A 19,182-nucleotide genomic window follows, 5' to 3' on the forward strand; every position below is an offset into this window, starting at 1 on the left:
TTAAAATGGCATTTTTTCGCCAAAAATTTGAGATTTAAGCTATTTAGTAGTATAATGAATCTAATAAATTACTAATGAGGTGGCCAAATGGAACATAAAAAAGTCAAAATAGATAGTGACCATGTAACACTCGGCCAATTATTAAAAATAGTAGATTTAATATCCAGTGGTGGAATGGCTAAATGGTACTTAGGTGAATTTACTGTCTATTTAAATGGCGAATCAGAAAATCGACGAGGAAAAAAATTATATCCTGGAGACCGTGTGGAGTTTGTTCAGAATGAATTAATAGTAGATGTCGTAGATCAATAAGATAGCTTATGAAAATAAAAGAACTAAATTTAACCAATTTTAGGAACTATAAAGAGCTTTCGATTGATTTTCATGACGGTCTAACTATTTTAGCTGGTGAAAATGCCCAAGGAAAAACTAACATCCTTGAGGCCATTTTTTTGTTGTCTTTGGCTAAGAGTCATCGAACCAATCATGATCAAGAAATGATTAGTTGGGAAGAAGATTATGCAAAGATAGTCGGCCAAATAACCACTAAAAACTCTCAATTTCCTTTAGAAATCATATTAAATGATAAGGGTAAGATTGCTAAATACAATCACCTCGATCAAAAGAGACTTTCTCAATTTATAGGTAAATTAAATGTTATCCTCTTTTCTCCCGAAGACATGCAATTAGTTAAGGGGTCTCCAAGTCTAAGAAGAAAGTTTTTAGATACAGAACTCGGTCAAACCCATCCCATCTACCTACAAAATTTATTAGAATATCATCGCTTACTTAAACAAAGAAATGCTTATTTAAAGCAAGCGCGTGAAAAACATACTTATGATCCAGTTTATTTAGACATCTTAACTGATCAGCTAATTGATGCAGGAAGCCAAGTAATTAAATATCGTTTGCAATTTGTTAAAGATTTAGAAGCAATGGCTCACCCGATTCATTATGAACTTTCTAATGAAAGAGATAGCTTATCAATGGTCTATAAGTCTTCCTCTTCTAAACTTGATTATGAGAAGATTGATTTAATTAAAGATCAAATGAGTGAATTGTTCAAATTGTCTATTCAAAGGGAAATCCATCAAGGAGCTACCATATATGGACCTCATCGAGACGATTTAATTTTTAATATTAATGGAAATTCAGCTCAGCAATTTGCCTCACAAGGCCAACAACGAACAGTTGTTCTTAGTTTAAAGTTAGCTGAATTGGATTTATTTTATACAATTGATCAAGATTATCCAGTTCTTTTATTAGATGATGTTCTGTCCGAGTTAGATGATCATCGTCAATTTATTTTGATGAGTAAAATCGAAGGGAAAGTTCAAACAATTTTAACCACAGCTAGTATTGAAAATATTCATATTCAAGAGCTAAAAAATTCTTCAATAAGACATATAAGTAAAGGTAAAGTTCAATAGGAGGATACAAATGGCAGAAAATAACGACAAGAAAAATGTAACTCAACCCCAATATGATGCTGAACAAATCCAAGTATTAGAAGGATTGGAAGCTGTCCGTAAACGACCAGGAATGTATATTGGATCTACTGCGAGTACTGGATTACATCATTTAGTTTGGGAAATTGTTGATAATTCTATTGATGAAGCTTTAGCTGGCTATTGTAGTCAAATTGAAGTAGTCATAGAAGCGAATGGTTCTATTTCGGTAACAGATGATGGTCGTGGAATCCCGATCGATATTCAATCTAAAACAGGCAGACCTGCTGTTGAAACGGTTTACACCGTTTTGCATGCGGGTGGCAAGTTTGGTGGTGGCGGTTATAAAGTTTCAGGTGGTCTCCATGGTGTAGGAGCCTCTGTTGTGAATGCTTTATCAAGCGAACTATCGGTGGAGGTTTCACGTAATGGAAAAGTTCATCAAATTAAGTTTGAAAGAGGAGCTATTGTATCTGAGTTAAAGGTGGTTGGAGAAGCAACGGAAACAGGTACTAAAGTTAATTTTGTACCGGATCCGTCAATCTTTACCGAAACAACGGATTTTAAGTATGAAATATTAAATGAGCGTATCCATGAGCTAGCTTTCTTAAATAAAGGTTTACGCATTTCTTTACAAGATCGACGGATGGATCGCGAAGCTGATGATAGTTATTTATTTGATGGTGGAATTAAATCATACGTTTCTTATCTTAATGAAGACAAGGGATTAATTTTTGATGAACCTATCTATATTGAAGGTGAACAAGATGGTATTGCTGTTGAAATCGCTCTACAATATACAGATGCTTACCAATTAAATTTACTGTCTTTTGCTAATAATATTCACACTTATGAAGGAGGAACACATGAATCAGGTTTTAAAACAGCTTTAACACGGGTTATTAATGACTATGGTCGTAAAAATAACTTACTTAAAGATGGTGATGATAACTTATCTGGAGAGGATACTCGTGAAGGTCTGACAGCTGTTATTTCGGTTAAACATCCAGATCCTCAATTTGAAGGTCAAACTAAGACAAAATTAGGGAATTCTGAAGTACGAACTGTAACAGATCGCCTTTTCTCTCAACATTTTGAAACATTTTTATTGGAAAATCCTAAAGTTGCACGTTTGATTTTAGATAAAGGAATTCTAGCTTCAAAAGCACGAATGGCTGCCAAGCGAGCTAGGGAGATGACCCGTCGTAAATCCGGTTTAGAAATCGCAAACTTACCTGGTAAATTAGCGGATTGTTCTTCTAAAGACGCAGAAAAATGCGAACTATTTATTGTCGAGGGAGATTCAGCAGGTGGTTCGGCTAAACAAGGCCGTTCAAGAATGTATCAGGCTATTTTACCAATTAGAGGGAAAATCTTAAATGTTGAAAAGGCCTCAATGGAGCGTATATTGAGTAACATTGAAATTCGCTCGTTATTTACTGCCATGGGCACTGGTTTTGGAGCAGAATTTGATGTGAGCAAAGCCCGTTATCATAAACTAATCATTATGACCGATGCAGATGTCGATGGTGCGCATATTCGTACGTTATTATTAACGCTTATTTTCCGCTATATGCGTCCTTTGATTGATGCAGGTTATGTTTATATTGCACTTCCGCCACTCTATAAATTAAAAGTTGGTAAAAAAGAGATTTATTTAGATACACATGAGCAATTACTCCAATGGGAAAAAGAAAATCCAAATACTAAGTATTCATTACAAAGGTATAAGGGTCTTGGAGAAATGAATGAAGATCAACTTTGGGAAACAACTATGAATCCTGAAAATCGTCGGATGCAGCGAGTAACTGTTGATGATGCAGTAGAAGCGGATGCAGTGATGTCTATGTTGATGGGAGAAGAAGTAGAACCCCGTCGTGTCTTTATTGAAACAAATGCAGTCTATGTACGTAACTTGGATGTATAGAATTACCCTTGAAAGGAGTTAGTCATGACGGAAGATCATTTTGATGTTAGCAAACAATCTTTTGAAGAAATCAATTTACCTGATGAAATGCGTAATTCATTTTTGGACTATGCTATGTCAGTAATTGTCGCAAGAGCCCTACCAGATGTTCGTGATGGATTAAAACCTGTTCATCGTCGTATTCTATATGGTATGAATGAATTAGGTGTTACACCTGATAAACCACATAAGAAGTCAGCCAGAATTGTTGGGGATGTTATGGGTAAGTATCACCCTCACGGTGACTCTGCAATCTATGAAGCCATGGTAAGGATGGCGCAACCCTTCTCCTACCGCCAAATGTTAGTTGATGGCCACGGTAACTTTGGTTCAGTCGATGGTGATGGTGCAGCTGCAATGCGGTATACTGAAGCTAGAATGGCTAAAATCACTCTAGAAATGTTAAGAGATATTAATAAAGATACAATTGATTTCCAAGAAAATTATTCTCAAGAAGAAAAAGAACCGGTTGTATTACCAAGTCGTTTCCCTAACCTTTTAGTTAATGGAGTTTCTGGTATTGCAGTTGGTATGACAACCAATATACCACCGCATAATTTAGAAGAAGTCATTGACGCTTTACAAATTCTTATGCGTAATCCAGAAGCGACTGTGGATGAATTGATGGAAGCTTTACCGGGTCCTGATTTTCCTACTGGTGGAATTATTGTTGGAAAATCAGGTATTCGCCAAGCTTATCGGACAGGTAAAGGAAAAATCACAATTCGCGGTAAAGTTGAAATTGAATACTTTGGTAATAATCAAGACCGTGAGCGAATTATTATTAAAGAATTACCTTATGGTGTAAATAAAGCTAAATTAGTTGAAAGAATTGCTGAATTGGGTCGTGATAAGCGAATTGATGGTATCTCCTATATTGCTGATGAGTCTGGTCGTGAAGGTATGCGGATTGTAGTTGAAGCACGTCGAGACGCTTCTGCTCATGTTATTCTAAATAACTTATATAAACATACTCCTTTACAGACTAACTTTGGTATTAATATGCTAGCGATTGATTTCGGAGTTCCTAAAATACTAAATTTAAAAGAAATTCTTGAAAAATATTTAGCCCATCAAGTTGAAGTGATTACGCGACGGACTAAATTTGAAAAAGGAAAAGCAGAAGATCGGGCTCACATCTTACAAGGTCTACAAAAAGCCTTAGATGTCATTGATGAGATTATTGCTATTATTCGTTCTTCCCACGATTCAGAAACAGCTAAACAAGAATTGATTAATCGTTTTGAATTTTCGCAAATTCAAGCACAATCTATTTTAGATATGCGATTGGTTCGCTTAACTGGATTAGAACGAGAAAAAATCGATGCCGAGCTAAAAGATTTACAAGAATTGATTGTTCGCTTGACTGAAATACTTTCTTCTCAAGAAAGAATTTATGAAATTATTCATGATGAATTAAGAGAAATACTTAAGAAATATAATGATCCAAGAAGAACTGAAATCAAATTGGGTGAAATTCAGTCTCTTGAAGATGAAGATTTAATTGATGAGGAAGATATTTTGATTGCTTTAACCACTTCTGGTTATATTAAGCGTATGACTGAAGATGAGTTCCGTGTTCAAAATCGAGGTGGTAGAGGGGTTAAAGGAATGGGAGTGAGTGACGAGGATTCCATTCAAAGCTTAGTTTCTGCCTCCACCCATGATACCCTCCTCTTTTTCACTAATTTTGGTAAGGTTTATCGCGCTAAGGGTTACGATATACCTCAATATGGAAGAACTTCGAAGGGCTTACCTATTATTAACCTCTTAAACTTAGATAAAGAAGAGTATGTAAGAGATATAGTTAATATTCGTAGAGAAGCTGATGATGAAGACACTCATCTCTTGTTTGTTACTAAAAATGGGACTGTTAAGCGTACTTTAGTAAGTGAATACTATAACATTCGTACCAATGGTTTAATTGCTATTAAATTAAGAGAAAATGATCAGTTAGTGAATGTATTAATTACTGATGGACAAAAAAATATTATCATTGGTTCTAATAATGGTTATGCCGTTAGCTTTAATGAAAATGATGTCCGTGATATGGGTCGGACAGCCTCAGGTGTCAGAGGTATGAGACTCCGTTCAGGAGATTATGTTATTGGTGCTGCTATTTTAGATGATGATAAGCAAGTTCTTGTAGTGACAGAAAATGGTTACAGTAAGCGAACTGAATCTAACCAATATGCTATTAAAAACCGAGGCGGTAAAGGTGTAAAAACATCTAATATCTCTCAAAAGAGTGGTAAATTAGCTGGTTTAGTCACTGTTGATGGTGATGAAGATTTACTAATCATGACCAATGAAGGAGTCGTCATTCGTGTTCATATCGATTCGATTTCAACCGCTTCAAGAGATACCTTGGGAGTTAAGGTTATTCGATTAGATGATGATTCTATCGTTGATAAAATTGTTGTCATTGAAAAAAATGAAGAAAATACAGAAGAAGATATGTCGGAATCTGATAATTCAATAGAAAATTCAGAGGAATAGAAAAATTAGATTGATTTCTTAAAAATAGAGTGATAAAATTATTAAATGTGAGTTAATAGCTTAATAGCTTAACTCCTTGCTCTATGGAGCCATTAGACCAAAAGGAGGTGCAGTCATGAGTCAACCAACTAAATATGAAATCCTTTATATTATTCGTCCAGATATGACCGACGAAGCAAAGAAAGAATTAATTGCTCGTTTCGATCAAATCTTAGTCGATCAAGGATCAGAAGTTGTCGAATCAAAAGACTGGGCTAAGAAACGTTTAGCATACGAGATCAACGATTATCGTGAAGGTGTTTACCACTTAATTACTTTAACCGCTGATGATGCTAAAGGGATCAACGAGTTCGATCGTCTAGCACGAATCAACCGTGATATCTTACGCCATATGATTACAAAAGTAGAAGAATAATCACTATGTTTCACGTGAAACACTTGTAGGAGGAAAATTATGAATACCGTACAATTAGTTGGGCGTTTAACCAAGGAAATTGATTTACGCTATACTTCTTCAGGAACTCCAGTTGGAAGTTTTACACTAGCTGTAAATCGCAGTTTTACCAATCAACAAGGTGAGCGTGAAGCAGATTTTATTAATTGTGTGATTTGGCGTAAAGCTGCTGAGAATTTAGCTAACTTTACCCGTAAAGGTTCTCAAATTGGAGTCGAAGGTCGTATCCAAACAAGAAGTTATGATAATCAACAAGGACAGAGAGTATATGTTACTGAAGTTGTTGTAAGTAACTTTCACTTATTAGAACCAAAATCAGTGACTGAACAACGTCCAGTTTCCGATGGTAATCAATCATACAAACAACCAAATCAAACGAATCAGTTTAAAGCTCAACCAAATCAAACGAATAGTAATGATTTTAGTTTTAATCAAGACTTCAGTCAAAATAGTAATCCATTTGGTGACAGTCAGAAGGTGGATATTTCTGAAGATGATCTACCATTTTAGAATAATGTAGAGGAGGAAAATGCATGGCACAACGTCGTGGAGGAAGACGTAGAAAAAAAGTTTGTCATTTCTGCGCTAATCATATCGATTATATTGATTACAAAGATACAGATCTTTTAAAAAGATTTATTTCAGAAAAAGGCAAAATTTTACCTCGTCGTGTAACAGGTACTTGCGCAAAGCATCAACGTACATTGACTAATGCAATTAAACGCGCACGGATCATGGCTTTATTACCATTTACCGTTCAAGAATAATATTTGACCACCCTTTGGGTGGTTTTTTTTGTTTCACGTGAAACATTAAGTAATTAATTAGTAGATAGAACATTTCACTTAAATATGATAAAATAAGTGATATTAATACTACGAGGTGTACTGTGTTTAAAAAAATAAAACTAAAAGAATTTTTTGATTACTTCCATTCGCTTCAAATTTCTTGGCAGATTTATTCTATTTTATTAATTTATATAGTTTTAATTGGAGTAGCCTTTAAATTAGAGTGGCGTATAGGTGTATTATTACTAATTTTCCTTAGTATCATCATTCTATTTTTTACCTTTAATATTAAAGGTTTTATTAAGGATTTAACGAAGATGGCGAGTCATATGTCAGAAAATGCTTCTTTAGCGCAAGAATATGCCCTATATAATGCTCCAATAGGAGTAATACTCTATGATCAAGAAGAAAGAGTAACGTGGACTAACCCAGCTATTAAGAAGATTTTTGAACAGGATATTATTGGTGAAAAAATTGAAAAAGTGGATGGGAAATTGACACAAATTCTTGGACAAAGTAATATGAGTCAATGGCAAGAAGTGTCTTTAACTAATGGTTATTACCGAGCCTTACATCATCATGAATATAAAGCACTTTATCTTTATGACATTACACAAGATATCGAAATTCAAAAAGTAATCGGTGAATCCATTCTAGTAATGGGATCTTTATTATTAGATGATTTTGATGATCTCATTTATGCGATGGATGATGAAGCAAGTGCAAAATTTGAATCTGATTTAATCAGTCGTCTTAATCGCTGGGCAGATCATTATCAAATTTACTTAAAGCAAACTGATGAAGATCAGTTTCTACTTTTGTTGAATGAGAGTTCTTTAAATGAACTCGAAAAAGAAAAGTTTGAATCCATTGAAGCTATTAAAGAGTATTATACCAGTCGAAAAATTCCTATATCGCTTTCTCTCGCTTTTTCTTATAGTCGAAATACTCAACAAAATATAATTGAAGTTTCCAAGCAGGTTAAATCCAACCTAGACTTAGCACTAGGTCGTGGCGGAGACCAAGTTGTCATTCGTGAAATAGAAGGAAAAGCAAGGTTCTATGGCGCAAAGACTAGTTTTACAGAAAACCGTTCGGATATACGCAGTAAAATGTTTTTCCAGGCGCTTAAAAGTACGGTATTGACTTATGATCGAATTTTAATTAGTGGACATCAGTCACCAGACTTAGATTCAATTGGTTCAGCCTTAGCTGTCAGACAAATTGTAAAATCTTTTGATCGCCAAGCCAAAATTCTGATTGATAGAGATGAACTCAACCAAGATATAAAAGGGATTATTAATAATGAGTACTTCGAGAAGTCTGATGAAGAAGTTTTCATTGAAGAAGCAGATTTAGATAACTACTTAAATGAAAAAACTCTACTAATTTTGGTAGACCATCATCGAGCGATGATTTCACAAGCTGAGTCTATCTTTTTTGACTACGATATTGTTATCATTGATCACCATCGCCAGGCAGAAGAATTCCCCAAAAATTGTGTGCTAAGTTATTTAGAACCTTCGGCTTCATCAGCGGTCGAATTACTCACGGAATACTTTAGTGTGATGGATGAAAAGGAAAATGCAATTGATGAAATGCTTGCAACAGTTATGCTAGCTGGTATAATTATTGATACCAATCAATTTTCTTTAAGGACCGGGTCGAGAACTTTTGAAGCAGCGGCATATTTAAAGTCTATGGGTGCAGATAATATAAAAATTAAGCATCTGTTAAAAGAAAGTTTAGAAAGCATTAAAATTAAAAATCGCTTGATTGAGAATACTGAAATAATCGATAAGGTCTTTGCGGTAACAGTAACGGATGAAGATATAGTAGTGGACAATGTCTTAGCTTCTCAAACAGCTGATGATTTGTTAGGAATTGATCAAATTGAAGCTTCATTTGTTATTTATAAACGCCATGAGAACGAAATAGGTATTTCAGCTAGAAGCTTGGGTAAAATAAATGTCCAAGTTATTATGGAAAAGCTTGGAGGTGGAGGTCATTTATCTAACGCAGCAACACAGATAAAAGACCAAACAATCCAAGAAGTAGAAGAACAATTAATTAAGGTAATTAATGTTAAGGAGGACTAAAAATGAAAGTCATTTTGTTAGAAGATGTTCGTAAGCAAGGTAAAAAGGGTCAGATTATAAATGTTTCAGATGGTTATGCTAATAATTACTTAATTAAAAATGGTTTAGCAAAAGTAGCTGATGCTAAAGCAATGAGTGAATTCAAAGCACAAAAGAAAGCTCAAGCAAAGTTGGAAGCGGAAGCATTGCAAGAGGCAAAAGATTTAAAAGTACAAATTGAAAAAGAAGAAACCATCGTTATCATTTCAGCTAAATCAGGTGAAGATGGTCGTTTATTTGGAACCATCCCTTCTAAACAAATAGCACAAGAATTAAAGAAACAATACGACATAGAAGTAGATAAACGTAAAATTGAGTTAGAAAATAACCTTTCATCCTTAGGTTTCCACAATGTTCCGGTTAAATTGCACACCGAAGTAATAGCAACTATTCGTGTAAAAGTCGAAGCAGTTTAGATAAAATATAAAGAGGTGAGACGATGGATATTTCGCAAATGAATCAGATGCAAGCACCTCAAAATATTGAAGCAGAAAGATCTGTCTTAGGTGGTCTTTTATTAGATCCAAAGAAATTAGCAACTGTTCAAACACTTTTACAAGAGCAGGACTTTTATAAAGTAGCCCATCAGCAAATTTTTGCAGCTATGGAGAGAGTTTTTGATCGCGACAATACCTTAGACCATTTGATGTTAAAAAATCAATTAGATGCTTTGGATCAATTAGAAAATGTCGGAGGCTATGAATATATTGTTGAACTAACAGGTTTCACTCCGACCACTGCTAATATTGAAAATTATGCCAGAATTGTTAAAGAAAAATCTATATTGCGACAACTCATTCATGCATCATCGAAAATTTCTCAAGTTGCTTATGATGAAGAAAATGCAATAGAAGAGATCATCGATCAAAGTGAAAAGTTAATTTTATCAATAGGAGAAGGCTCTCAGAGTAATAGACCTCAAATGATGAGGCAATTGATAGCCGAGGCTTTTGATAATATCGTAAAATTAGCAGAGGAAAAACGTGATGTTGTTGGTCTTCCTACTGGTTATCATGAGCTGGACAAATTAACTAGTGGTTTTCAACCCGATCAGTTAGTTATTATTGCCGCTAGACCTTCTGTTGGTAAAACAGCATTTGCCTTAAATATAGCACAGAATGTCGCAACTAAATCTAAGGTTCCAGTTGTAATTTTCTCCTTAGAGATGGGTGCATTAGACATGGTATATCGGATGATTTGTGCAGAAGGAAGTATACATGCATCGAATCTACGAACAGGGCAATTGACGGATGATGAATGGAAAAGTTTCACGGTAGCAACTGATATATTAAGAGAAGCTCCTATTTATATTGATGACTCAGCTGGTATACGTGTTTCAGAAATTAGGGCTAAGTGTCGTCGTCTAAAACAAGAAAATCCTGATTTAGGTTTAATCGTCATTGACTATTTACAACTTATTGATGGAAATGGAAGAGAAAACCGCCAACAAGAAGTCTCAGAAATTTCGCGTCAGTTAAAGAAACTTTCTAAGGAATTATCGGTTCCAGTAATTGCCTTATCACAACTTTCTCGTGGTCTGGAACAAAGGCAAAATAAGCGACCTATTTTAAGTGATATTCGCGAGTCGGGTTCAATTGAACAAGATGCAGATATTGTCGCTTTTCTTTACCGTGAGGATTATCACCAGCAAAATGGTGATGCAGACGAAGGACACAAGGACGATTTACCAGATAATACGGTAGAAGTAATTATTGCTAAAAATAGAGCAGGTGCAAGAGATACTGTCAAACTACTTTTTAAAAAAGAGTATAATAAGTTTTCAAGTTTATCCTATCAAAAAGAACCTTTTACTGTATAATATAGTAAAAGGTTCTTTTGTTATTTGACAAAGAGTAGTGATTTGAAAGATAGAATACGAGGAGATAATATGGAAGAATATTTAACAGCCCAGGAATTTGCTGATGAATTAGAAGTTACTCGACAATTGATCTATTATCATGCAAAAAAGATTCCTAATGAGGAGAAAGTGTATAATGAAGAAAACAGATTGGTTTTTACAAAAGAACAGCAAAAGCTATTAAAATCTTTTATGACAGATACATTTGACACTCAAATAGAAGAAACAGTCAAAGCCAAAGCCGAAAATAAAAATGAAGTGACAAAAGAAAAAAGTCAGAATTATGAAGAAAGTATAAAAGATAAACCAGGTGAGGAAAATACTGAATCCCTAGATCATTTGACAGAACTCAAGCGTGATTTTTCTTATGATCCTGAACTGGCGAAGCAAATCTCAATTGTCCTTGAAAATGAACGTGACTCAAAAAACGAAAAGTCAAGTGAAAACGAAGAAGTAAAAGAAAAAGGCTCTTCAAATACTATAAAAAAAAATCTGATGTCAGATGATACGGATCTAAAAAAACAGCAACAAGCCATTAGAACTTATATTGAAAAGACTGTCAAAGAACAACTGAAAGAAAAATGGTTGAAGGATGAAAAAGAAAGAAATGTTCTTATTAATGAACTAAAAGAAAAAAATAAACAAATTAATGATTTACTGCAATTAGTCGACCAGCAACAGCAGCTAATGCTCTTGACAGAAAAGAAGAATAATCATTTAATAGAGACTATCGAACATCTGGGAATAGAAGATAAAGTAGCTCAATCGATGAAAGTCTCTTCGGATGAAGATGATGAACAAAACGAATCAATTAAGTCAAAGTCATGGTTGCAAAGGTTATTTAGCTAATTTTACTCGCAGTAAGAAATTTAGGAGGATTTTATGAATTTAGAGGAAGTAGTGATTGTTTCAGCAAATCGAACAGCTATAGGAAGATTTGGCGGCAGTTTGAAAGATGTTTCGGCAGTGGAAATGACTAGTCAGTTACTCAAAAGGATGCTTGATAATATCACTCTCGATCCTTCTTTAGTTGATGAAGTTTTCATGGGAAATGTCTTGTCCGCAGGTTTAGGTCAAAACGTTGCTCGTCAAATATCTATTCAATCTGGTATTAGTTTCAAAACACCTGCTACAACTATCAATCAAGTTTGCGGATCCGGAATGAAAGCTGTTATGTTAGCTAGCCAGTCTATTATGACAGGTGAAAATGAAATTGTGGTGGCGGGGGGTTGTGAAAATATGAGTCAAGCCCCTCATATTCTTTCCAATCATCGCTGGGGCTCCAAGCTAGGCAATGATAGGGTAGTGGATACTTTAGTTTTTGATGGTTTGACTGATGCTTTTGAAGGTTATCACATGGGAGTAACCGCTGAAAACTTGGCTGAAAAATATCAAATCAGTCGCGAAGAACAAGATGAATTTGCGTTAAGCAGTCAAAAGAAAGCTGAAAAAGCTTATTCTTCTGGTCGGTTTAAGCAAGAAATTATTCCTATTGTCCAAATGAAGCGTGGTCAAGAAGTTGTTTTTGAAGAGGATGAAAATATTCGCATGGGACAAACTCTTGCCGACTTAGAAAAATTGAAACCAGTATTTAAAGAGAATGGGACTGTGACTGCAGGCAATTCCTCAACTATTAATGATGGTGCTGCTGTCTTACTCCTAATGTCTAAGCGTAAAGCGAAAGAGTTAGGACTAGAAATAATGGCTAGTATTCGTTCAATAGGTAAAGCAGGCGTTGAACCCTCTTTAATGGGAACAGGACCTATTCCAGCTACTCAAAATGCTTTAAATAATGTCGGTTTAACCATTGAAGATATGGATTTAATCGAAGGAAATGAAGCATTCGCAGTCCAATCTTTAGTAGTCAATCGAGAATTAGGAATTAAGGACGAAATCATTAATGTTAATGGAGGAGCTATTGCTTTAGGGCATCCAATTGGCTGTAGTGGAGCGAGAATTCTTGTCACCCTGATTCACGAAATGAAGATACGTAATGTGGAAAGAGGATTAGCGACCTTATGTATAGGTGGCGGACAAGGAAATGCTGTCATAATAGAAAGAACGCGAGCATAATTTTACAAAAAATAAAGGGGCTGGGACAAAAGCCTTGAATAATTAAAGAAAGTCCGGTCAACGAGACAATCGTTAATCGGACTTTTTCTTTAAAAATATAAACCATGTCTTTCGATCAAGCCGACACCTTCCTGGAAGCCCTCGTTACGATTGAGAAGCGTTTGTAAACGGAAAAGAAAAAGCAAAGTTAGATTTTACTCGCCACCCCCTTTGTGATAAAGATAAGGTGAAGATCGAAGTCAAGCTGATATTTGTGGTCAATAATCTACGTAAATACGCAAAGTAGCGAGCCTAGATTGGAAAGTCACTTTCCAATCTAGGCTCGCTGAAAATTTTGAGGCGGCTGAGAAGCCCTTTTGTTCCAGCCGCTTTAATTTATTCATAGGGTTCAACATGAATGTCGATATCTTTAATTTGAAATTGATCTTGTAAGATAGCTTCGATTTCTTCTGTAATACAATGTGATTGATAGACGGACATACTCGGATCTAAAGCAATGGTAACATCTAAATAGATCTGTTGTGTAGCCATTCTTGCGCGAATGGAATTAATAGCAATCACATCAGGGTGGGAGAGAATACATTTTTCATAAATTAATAATGTTTCAGGGTCAAATCCATCTGATAAAGTAAAAGTCGATTCTTTAAAGACTTCAAAGGCAGACAGTATAATAATAATGCCCACTGTAATTGAAAGAAACGTATCGATAATAGGAAAGCCCCAGCTGACACATAAACTTCCGATAAGTGTTGCTATTGAAATAAGTAAGTCACCTTGCATATCCTTAGCAGTAGCTTTTAAACCGACAGAATTTGATTGGGTGGCTAATTTTTTTAAATAGGACTTCGTTAAAGTCAGAATTACGATTGAAAGAAGTGTAGTAAGAAGAACTTGTTGGCTTGTTTGTGAATAGTCTTTGGAAAAAAGTTGACTCATTCCTGAAAGAATTACTTGAAAGCCAATTGTGAACATTAGCAAAGAGACAATGAAACTGGATATAATTTCGTATTTTTCATGTCCAAATTTATGGTTATGATCAGCAGGCTTCTTTGCTAAATATAATCCAATCCACACAGCAGAAGAGGCAATAATGTCTGATAAGTTATTCAGACCATCAGCTTGTAAAGAATTTGCTTTAAAGATTGAAGCGGTAGTTAACTTGATTGTTGTCAGTAATAAATAAACTGTAATTCCAATCACTGCACCTTTGGAAGCGAGTTTGTAATTATTCATAAAGATTGAAAACTCCTAACGGTTTATTTCTATGAAATTAAATTTAATCATTATAAAAAGACCAGTAGTTTAATCCTTCATCTAGCAAAATTTGCTCATTAATGGGCTGGAAACTATACATTTTTTCAGGATTATCATTGGGATCATTGACATAGACATAGCCAGGTTCATAGCCACGAATTACGATAATGTGACCTACATCGGTAAAGAAACCAGGTTTGACAGATGCAATCACCACTTGGCCTTTTTGGACAGCTTCCATAGCAGAGTAAAAATTATTACCATGATTATAAAAATTAAATCCATGATCGGTTGCATAATCTGAAAATATAGTCCAGGAGGTACCCTCATTTTCGAAAAAATAATCGTGACCGGACCATTCAAGCACTTCTTCTGGCTCAACCAATCGGTTGGATAGATAAGAATATACCATGGCTAAAGATACGATTGCACAACCATTGTCACCTAAAGTATCTTGTTGACTAGCGCCATAATCGATGTCTGAATAAAGGGGTGACTTTTGTAAAATTAATGGAACATCCATTTGTAAATAAGAGTTTTTACTAGCGAAGGAAGGCTGATCAGGGAGAAAGAGGGTTCCTTCTCTTTCAATACTCATCTGGTTCTCATTGATGGCTTGTACAATATCTTGTTGAGCACTCATAATATTTCCTTGATAATCTGTTCTTATAATATCAGCAATCGATTCTTGAACATCTTGAATGGAAGCTGTTTTGGAACCATATTTATTTAATTCAAGGGCCAGCATTTTTTCTTCTTCTGTAGCTGTTTCTTCATTAATGGTTTCATTTTTTACACTCGGTAATTTTTTTTTAATTAGTGCTTGATTGGATGTTGTAACTTTCTCTGGACTGGTATTTTCTTTTGTAGAAAGATGGTTTAAGTAGAAAGTTAAGCTTAGACTTAATAGGATGGTTATAAGGGATAAGAAGGCTGCAAGACGATTTATTTTGTCTTGAAATGAATGCATGGTTTTCCTCCTCAATGGAGCATTACTCCGTAAATTCTTGTTTATGATAGCATAAATTATAAGGGAAACCTATCGAAAAACAAAACTAAAAAATTTGTAATCATATCGCAATTCGGTAAATTTAAATTCTAAATGAGAATCTCTAAGAGCTTATTTGTGACTATTTTTAAGTCCTGTGTTTTAATGGAAGAGTATATAAAGGAGAGAGTACAGTGGAAAAAAATAACTTATTGATGCAGTATTTTGAATGGTATCTGCCTAATGAAGGAAAACATTGGATAAACTTACAAAATGATGTAGATCACTTGTATGAAATAGGTGTGGATCATATCTGGCTTCCTCCTTTTTGTAAAGCCACTTCTATTAATGATGTGGGATATGGAGTCTATGATCTTTGGGATTTGGGCGAGTTTGATCAAGCAGGAAATGTGCGCACTAAGTATGGTAAAAAGGAAGACTTATTGAAGGCTATTCAATTACTCAAACAAAAAGATATTCTACCAATTGCTGATCTTGTGATTAATCATAAGGCTTATGCAGATGGTAAAGAAAAATTTCATGTGATGAAAGTGAATCCTGAAAACCGTCAAGAAATGATTTCTGATCCTTATGAAATTGAAGGTTGGACCCATTTCTATTTTCCAGGTAGAGCGAATAAATACTCAGATTTTGAATGGCACTGGTACCATTTTAGTGGCATTGATTATGATGCGACTAATAATGAAGAGGGTGTTTATTTAATTTTAGGCGACGAAAAAGGTTGGGCTGATGATCAATCGGTAGATAGTACCTATGGTAATTATGACTATCTGATGTTTGCTGATATTGATTTTTCTCATCCTGAAGTAAACGAACATATCAAACAGTGGTTAAAATGGATGGTGAATGAAACGGGAGTTAAAGGTTTACGCTTCGATGCATTAAAACATATTGATTCTCACTATATAAAAGAACTCTGTGAAGAAATTAATTTTACACAAGGTGATGATTTTTATTTAATTGGTGAATATTGGAATCCTGATCTTGAAAAAAAATTAGATTATTTAGAATCGATTAATTATCAGTTAGATCTCTTTGATGTAGGCTTACATATGAATTTATACCAAGCCAGTCAAGCGGGTAATCAGTATGATTTAAGTAAAATTTTTGCAGGAAGCTTAGTTAAGGACAATCCATTAGTCAGTGTAACATTTGTTAATAATCACGACACACAACTAGGACAATCTCTTGAGTCTCAAGTCGAAGAATGGTTTATACAACATGCCTATGCTTTAATTCTTTTGCGTCAGCAAGGACTTCCTACTCTCTTTTATGGTGATTATTATGGAGTACAAAATGGAGAGAAGTCCCCATCCTATCAAGAGCAAATCGATCCTTTACTACACTTGCGAAAATATCATACTTACGGAGAGCAAGTGGATTACTTTGACCATCGAAATACCGTAGGCTGGACTTGTCTAGGAACACAAGAACATCCCTATGGGATAGCAGTAGTGATGACTAATAGTGAGGCAGGTTTTAAAGAGATGAGTATGGGTGAATTGAATGCAAGAGCTATTTATGTTGATTATCTAAATAATCACTCAGGCAAAGTAGAATTAGATGAGCAAGGAAAAGGATTTTTCCCAGTTAATCAAGCCTCAGTATCTGTTTGGATTGATGAAAAAGCTATATGGGACTAGTGAAATAAGATAAATTTAAAACTATTAAAGATAGATATATCTAAAAGAATCACGTATAATATTATTAAGCGTTTTCATATAAACGGCTTATTTAGCATGGGAATGAAAGGATGTGAATAAAATGGAAAAGAAAAATCGGGGCTTTGAAGTTATCCGTTCGTATAAGGATAAAGCGATTCGAATTCCTCAACGGCAAACCAAGTACTCAGCTGGCTATGACATTGAAGCTGCCGAAACGGTTGTACTTCCTTCCTTTTGGAAACAGTCTGTTTATTATTTAATACATAATACCTTTTTAATGATTAAGGGTCAGGAAACCATGAAGGAAGATGACTTATGGCAGGCTACTTTAGTTCCAACGGGTTTAAAGGCCTACATGATGGAAAACGAATATTTGAAGATTGTTAATCGCTCGTCGGGAAGTTATAAGCACCAAACAACCCTACCTAATGGTATTGGTATTATTGATCAAGATTATTATAATAATGAAAAAAATGAAGGACATATATATATTCAACTTATTAATTATGGCTTGAAGGATCGAACCATTCATAAGGGTGAAAGGATTGCTCAAGGAATTTTTTCTAAATTTCTACAAGTAGATGACGATCAAGTAGTTAATAGTGATCGACAGGGTGGTTTTGGGTCATCTGGTTAAGGGAGTGATTGAATGGCAAAAAATAAGGTAATGTATGAGTGTTTAGCTTGTGGCTATGAGTCACCTAAGTGGTTAGGAAAATGTCCAAATTGTGGCAGTTGGAATCAAATGGAAGAACAATTGGTCCCTACAACCACTACTTCAACTACTTTGACTCATACATCACAATCAATGGTCGGCAAAGCCACTCAATTGGATCAAATTCCAAGTCAAGTTGAAGAAAGAATTAATACAAAAATGGGAGAGTTCGATCGAGTATTAGGCGGGGGAATTGTTCCAGGTGGTTTAGTTTTAATTGGAGGCGATCCTGGAATTGGGAAATCGACTTTATTACTTCAGGTATCCATTCACTTGGCTAATTTGAAACAGCGGGTCCTTTATGTTTCTGGTGAAGAAAGTTTAACCCAAATTAAACTCAGAGCTGAAAGACTGGCATTAAGTGGTAAAGATTTTTATTTATTATCTGATACGGACTTGGGTAATATTGTGACTCAAATTCAAGAAGTGAATCCTGAAATCGTAGTCATCGATTCTATTCAAACGATGGCATCACCAGACAATCAAGGCTTAGTGGGATCTGTTTCTCAGTTACGGGCAGCGACTAATATTTTGATGCGAATAGCCAAAGACCATAAAATTGCTATTTTTATAGTTGGCCATGTAACTAAAGAAGGCAATATAGCGGGACCTAGAATGTTGGAACATATGGTAGATGCGGTTTTATACTTTGAAGGTGAAAAACATAATCGCTTCAGAATCTTAAGGGCTGTAAAAAACCGATACGGATCTACCAATGAGATTGGCGTCTTTGAAATGATTGATACAGGTTTAGTAGAAGTAACCAACCCCTCAGAGTTATTCTTAGAGGAGAGGATAGAAGGTGCTACCGGATCCACAGTTGTTGCTGCCATGGAAGGGACGCGAACGGTATTAGCTGAAATCCAATCATTAATGACTCCGACGGTGTTTGGTAACGCCAAACGCACCGCATCAGGAATAGAGTACCAACGTATATCGCTCTTATTAGCAGTCATGGAGAAACATTGTGGTCTTTTAGTTCAAAACCAAGATGCTTTTTTTAAAACGACTGGAGGGGTTCGCTTAGATGAACCCGCCATTGATTTAGCCATAGCTGTAAGTATTGCTTCTAGCTATTGGAATCGAGAAGTGAGAGTAGATGATGTCTTTATTGGTGAGATTGGTCTAACTGGAGAAATTAGAAGAGTCAATCAGATTGAAGAACGAATTAAGGAAGCAAGTAAACTAGGCTTTAAGCGTGTTTTTATCCCTTATAATAATCAATCGCATCTAAAACAACTGGACCTATCGATTGAAGTCATCCCAGTTAAAACGATCAAACAAGCTATTTCAATCGTTTTTCCTAAATAATTGAA

The 19,182-nt window shown here is 35.1% G+C and carries 17 protein-coding genes; 15 read left to right on the forward strand and 2 right to left on the reverse strand.

Going from position 1 to position 19,182, the window contains the following annotated elements:
* The first annotated feature begins 87 nt into the window (after positions 1-87).
* The 12 genes from yaaA to ACQV2R_RS06060 all read left to right on the forward strand — a co-directional run bounded on the left by yaaA (position 88) and on the right by ACQV2R_RS06060 (position 13,224).
* The gene (yaaA, locus tag ACQV2R_RS06005) at positions 88-312 is read left to right on the forward strand and encodes a S4 domain-containing protein YaaA (protein ID WP_428891951.1); all 225 of its coding nucleotides are present in this window, start codon (positions 88-90) and stop codon (positions 310-312) included.
* Positions 313-320: 8 nt separating this feature from the next.
* Positions 321-1,430 carry a DNA replication/repair protein RecF gene (gene recF / locus ACQV2R_RS06010; RefSeq protein ID WP_428873046.1) on the forward strand — a complete coding sequence of 370 codons (1,110 nt, stop codon included), beginning with the start codon at positions 321-323 and terminating at the stop codon, positions 1,428-1,430.
* Positions 1,431-1,440: 10 nt separating this feature from the next.
* Positions 1,441-3,375 carry a DNA topoisomerase (ATP-hydrolyzing) subunit B gene (gene gyrB / locus ACQV2R_RS06015; RefSeq protein ID WP_428873047.1) on the forward strand — a complete coding sequence of 645 codons (1,935 nt, stop codon included), beginning with the start codon at positions 1,441-1,443 and terminating at the stop codon, positions 3,373-3,375.
* A 24-nt stretch (positions 3,376-3,399) separates the two neighbouring features.
* Positions 3,400-5,913, forward strand: a complete 2,514-nt coding sequence (gyrA, locus tag ACQV2R_RS06020) for a DNA gyrase subunit A (protein ID WP_428876492.1) — start codon at positions 3,400-3,402, stop codon at positions 5,911-5,913.
* Positions 5,914-6,028: 115 nt separating this feature from the next.
* Positions 6,029-6,328, forward strand: coding sequence for a 30S ribosomal protein S6 (gene rpsF, locus ACQV2R_RS06025; protein WP_428875074.1), 300 nt, complete (start codon positions 6,029-6,031; stop codon positions 6,326-6,328).
* A 36-nt stretch (positions 6,329-6,364) separates the two neighbouring features.
* Positions 6,365-6,877, forward strand: a complete 513-nt coding sequence (gene ssb, locus ACQV2R_RS06030) for a single-stranded DNA-binding protein (RefSeq protein WP_428873160.1) — start codon at positions 6,365-6,367, stop codon at positions 6,875-6,877.
* Between the two features lie 23 nt (positions 6,878-6,900).
* Complete coding sequence (rpsR, locus tag ACQV2R_RS06035; protein WP_428873050.1) at positions 6,901-7,134, forward strand: 30S ribosomal protein S18; 234 nt, start codon at positions 6,901-6,903, stop codon at positions 7,132-7,134.
* Positions 7,135-7,256: 122 nt separating this feature from the next.
* Positions 7,257-9,254 (forward strand): DHH family phosphoesterase, encoded by a 1,998-nt coding sequence (locus ACQV2R_RS06040; RefSeq protein WP_428873051.1) that lies wholly within the window; start codon positions 7,257-7,259, stop codon positions 9,252-9,254.
* A gap of 2 nt (positions 9,255-9,256) precedes the next feature.
* Positions 9,257-9,709, forward strand: coding sequence for a 50S ribosomal protein L9 (gene rplI, locus ACQV2R_RS06045; RefSeq protein WP_428873052.1), 453 nt, complete (start codon positions 9,257-9,259; stop codon positions 9,707-9,709).
* 23 nt (positions 9,710-9,732) lie between these two features.
* Positions 9,733-11,112, forward strand: a complete 1,380-nt coding sequence (gene dnaB / locus ACQV2R_RS06050) for a replicative DNA helicase (RefSeq protein ID WP_428873053.1) — start codon at positions 9,733-9,735, stop codon at positions 11,110-11,112.
* Positions 11,113-11,181: 69 nt separating this feature from the next.
* Complete coding sequence (locus ACQV2R_RS06055) at positions 11,182-12,000, forward strand: hypothetical protein (protein ID WP_428873054.1); 819 nt, start codon at positions 11,182-11,184, stop codon at positions 11,998-12,000.
* A gap of 33 nt (positions 12,001-12,033) precedes the next feature.
* Positions 12,034-13,224, forward strand: a complete 1,191-nt coding sequence (locus ACQV2R_RS06060) for an acetyl-CoA C-acetyltransferase (RefSeq protein WP_428891952.1) — start codon at positions 12,034-12,036, stop codon at positions 13,222-13,224.
* Between the two features lie 375 nt (positions 13,225-13,599).
* Here the strand turns inward: ACQV2R_RS06060 and ACQV2R_RS06065 are convergent, their stop codons facing one another.
* Together ACQV2R_RS06065 and ACQV2R_RS06070 are read right to left on the reverse strand one after the other, a co-directional pair.
* A complete protein-coding gene (locus tag ACQV2R_RS06065; protein WP_428873056.1) occupies positions 13,600-14,457 on the reverse strand; it encodes a cation diffusion facilitator family transporter in 858 nt (285 codons plus the stop codon).
* 43 nt (positions 14,458-14,500) lie between these two features.
* Positions 14,501-15,448, reverse strand: coding sequence for a C39 family peptidase (locus ACQV2R_RS06070; RefSeq protein WP_428876222.1), 948 nt, complete (start codon positions 15,446-15,448; stop codon positions 14,501-14,503).
* Positions 15,449-15,660: 212 nt separating this feature from the next.
* Here ACQV2R_RS06070 and ACQV2R_RS06075 point away from each other — a divergent pair, with 212 nt between their 5' ends.
* From ACQV2R_RS06075 to radA, 3 genes are all read left to right on the forward strand, one after another.
* Positions 15,661-17,130 (forward strand): alpha-amylase, encoded by a 1,470-nt coding sequence (locus ACQV2R_RS06075; protein ID WP_428891953.1) that lies wholly within the window; start codon positions 15,661-15,663, stop codon positions 17,128-17,130.
* 121 nt (positions 17,131-17,251) lie between these two features.
* Entirely contained in the window at positions 17,252-17,788 is a 537-nt protein-coding gene (locus ACQV2R_RS06080) for a dUTP diphosphatase (protein WP_428873059.1), read from the forward strand.
* A gap of 12 nt (positions 17,789-17,800) precedes the next feature.
* A complete protein-coding gene (gene radA, locus ACQV2R_RS06085) occupies positions 17,801-19,177 on the forward strand; it encodes a DNA repair protein RadA (protein ID WP_428891954.1) in 1,377 nt (458 codons plus the stop codon).
* Positions 19,178-19,182: the final 5 nt, after the last annotated feature.

It is taken from the genome of Facklamia sp. P12937 (genome assembly GCF_050409505.1).
In the GTDB taxonomy this organism is placed as follows: domain Bacteria; phylum Bacillota; class Bacilli; order Lactobacillales; family Aerococcaceae; genus Facklamia.

Bases quoted from the DNA above. Each gene is read 5' to 3' on its own strand.
- yaaA (WP_428891951.1), top strand. From the start codon at position 88: ATGGAACATAAAAAAGTCAAAATAGATAGTGACCATGTAACACTCGGC.
- gyrA (WP_428876492.1), top strand. From the start codon at position 3,400: ATGACGGAAGATCATTTTGATGTTAGCAAACAATCTTTTGAAGAAATC.
- radA (WP_428891954.1), top strand. From the start codon at position 17,801: ATGGCAAAAAATAAGGTAATGTATGAGTGTTTAGCTTGTGGCTATGAG.
- recF (WP_428873046.1), top strand. From the start codon at position 321: ATGAAAATAAAAGAACTAAATTTAACCAATTTTAGGAACTATAAAGAG.
- ACQV2R_RS06065 (WP_428873056.1), bottom strand. From the start codon at position 14,457: ATGAATAATTACAAACTCGCTTCCAAAGGTGCAGTGATTGGAATTACA.
- ACQV2R_RS06055 (WP_428873054.1), top strand. From the start codon at position 11,182: ATGGAAGAATATTTAACAGCCCAGGAATTTGCTGATGAATTAGAAGTT.
- gyrB (WP_428873047.1), top strand. From the start codon at position 1,441: ATGGCAGAAAATAACGACAAGAAAAATGTAACTCAACCCCAATATGAT.
- ACQV2R_RS06080 (WP_428873059.1), top strand. From the start codon at position 17,252: ATGGAAAAGAAAAATCGGGGCTTTGAAGTTATCCGTTCGTATAAGGAT.
- rpsF (WP_428875074.1), top strand. From the start codon at position 6,029: ATGAGTCAACCAACTAAATATGAAATCCTTTATATTATTCGTCCAGAT.
- dnaB (WP_428873053.1), top strand. From the start codon at position 9,733: ATGGATATTTCGCAAATGAATCAGATGCAAGCACCTCAAAATATTGAA.
- rplI (WP_428873052.1), top strand. From the start codon at position 9,257: ATGAAAGTCATTTTGTTAGAAGATGTTCGTAAGCAAGGTAAAAAGGGT.
- rpsR (WP_428873050.1), top strand. From the start codon at position 6,901: ATGGCACAACGTCGTGGAGGAAGACGTAGAAAAAAAGTTTGTCATTTC.
- ACQV2R_RS06070 (WP_428876222.1), bottom strand. From the start codon at position 15,448: ATGCATTCATTTCAAGACAAAATAAATCGTCTTGCAGCCTTCTTATCC.
- ACQV2R_RS06060 (WP_428891952.1), top strand. From the start codon at position 12,034: ATGAATTTAGAGGAAGTAGTGATTGTTTCAGCAAATCGAACAGCTATA.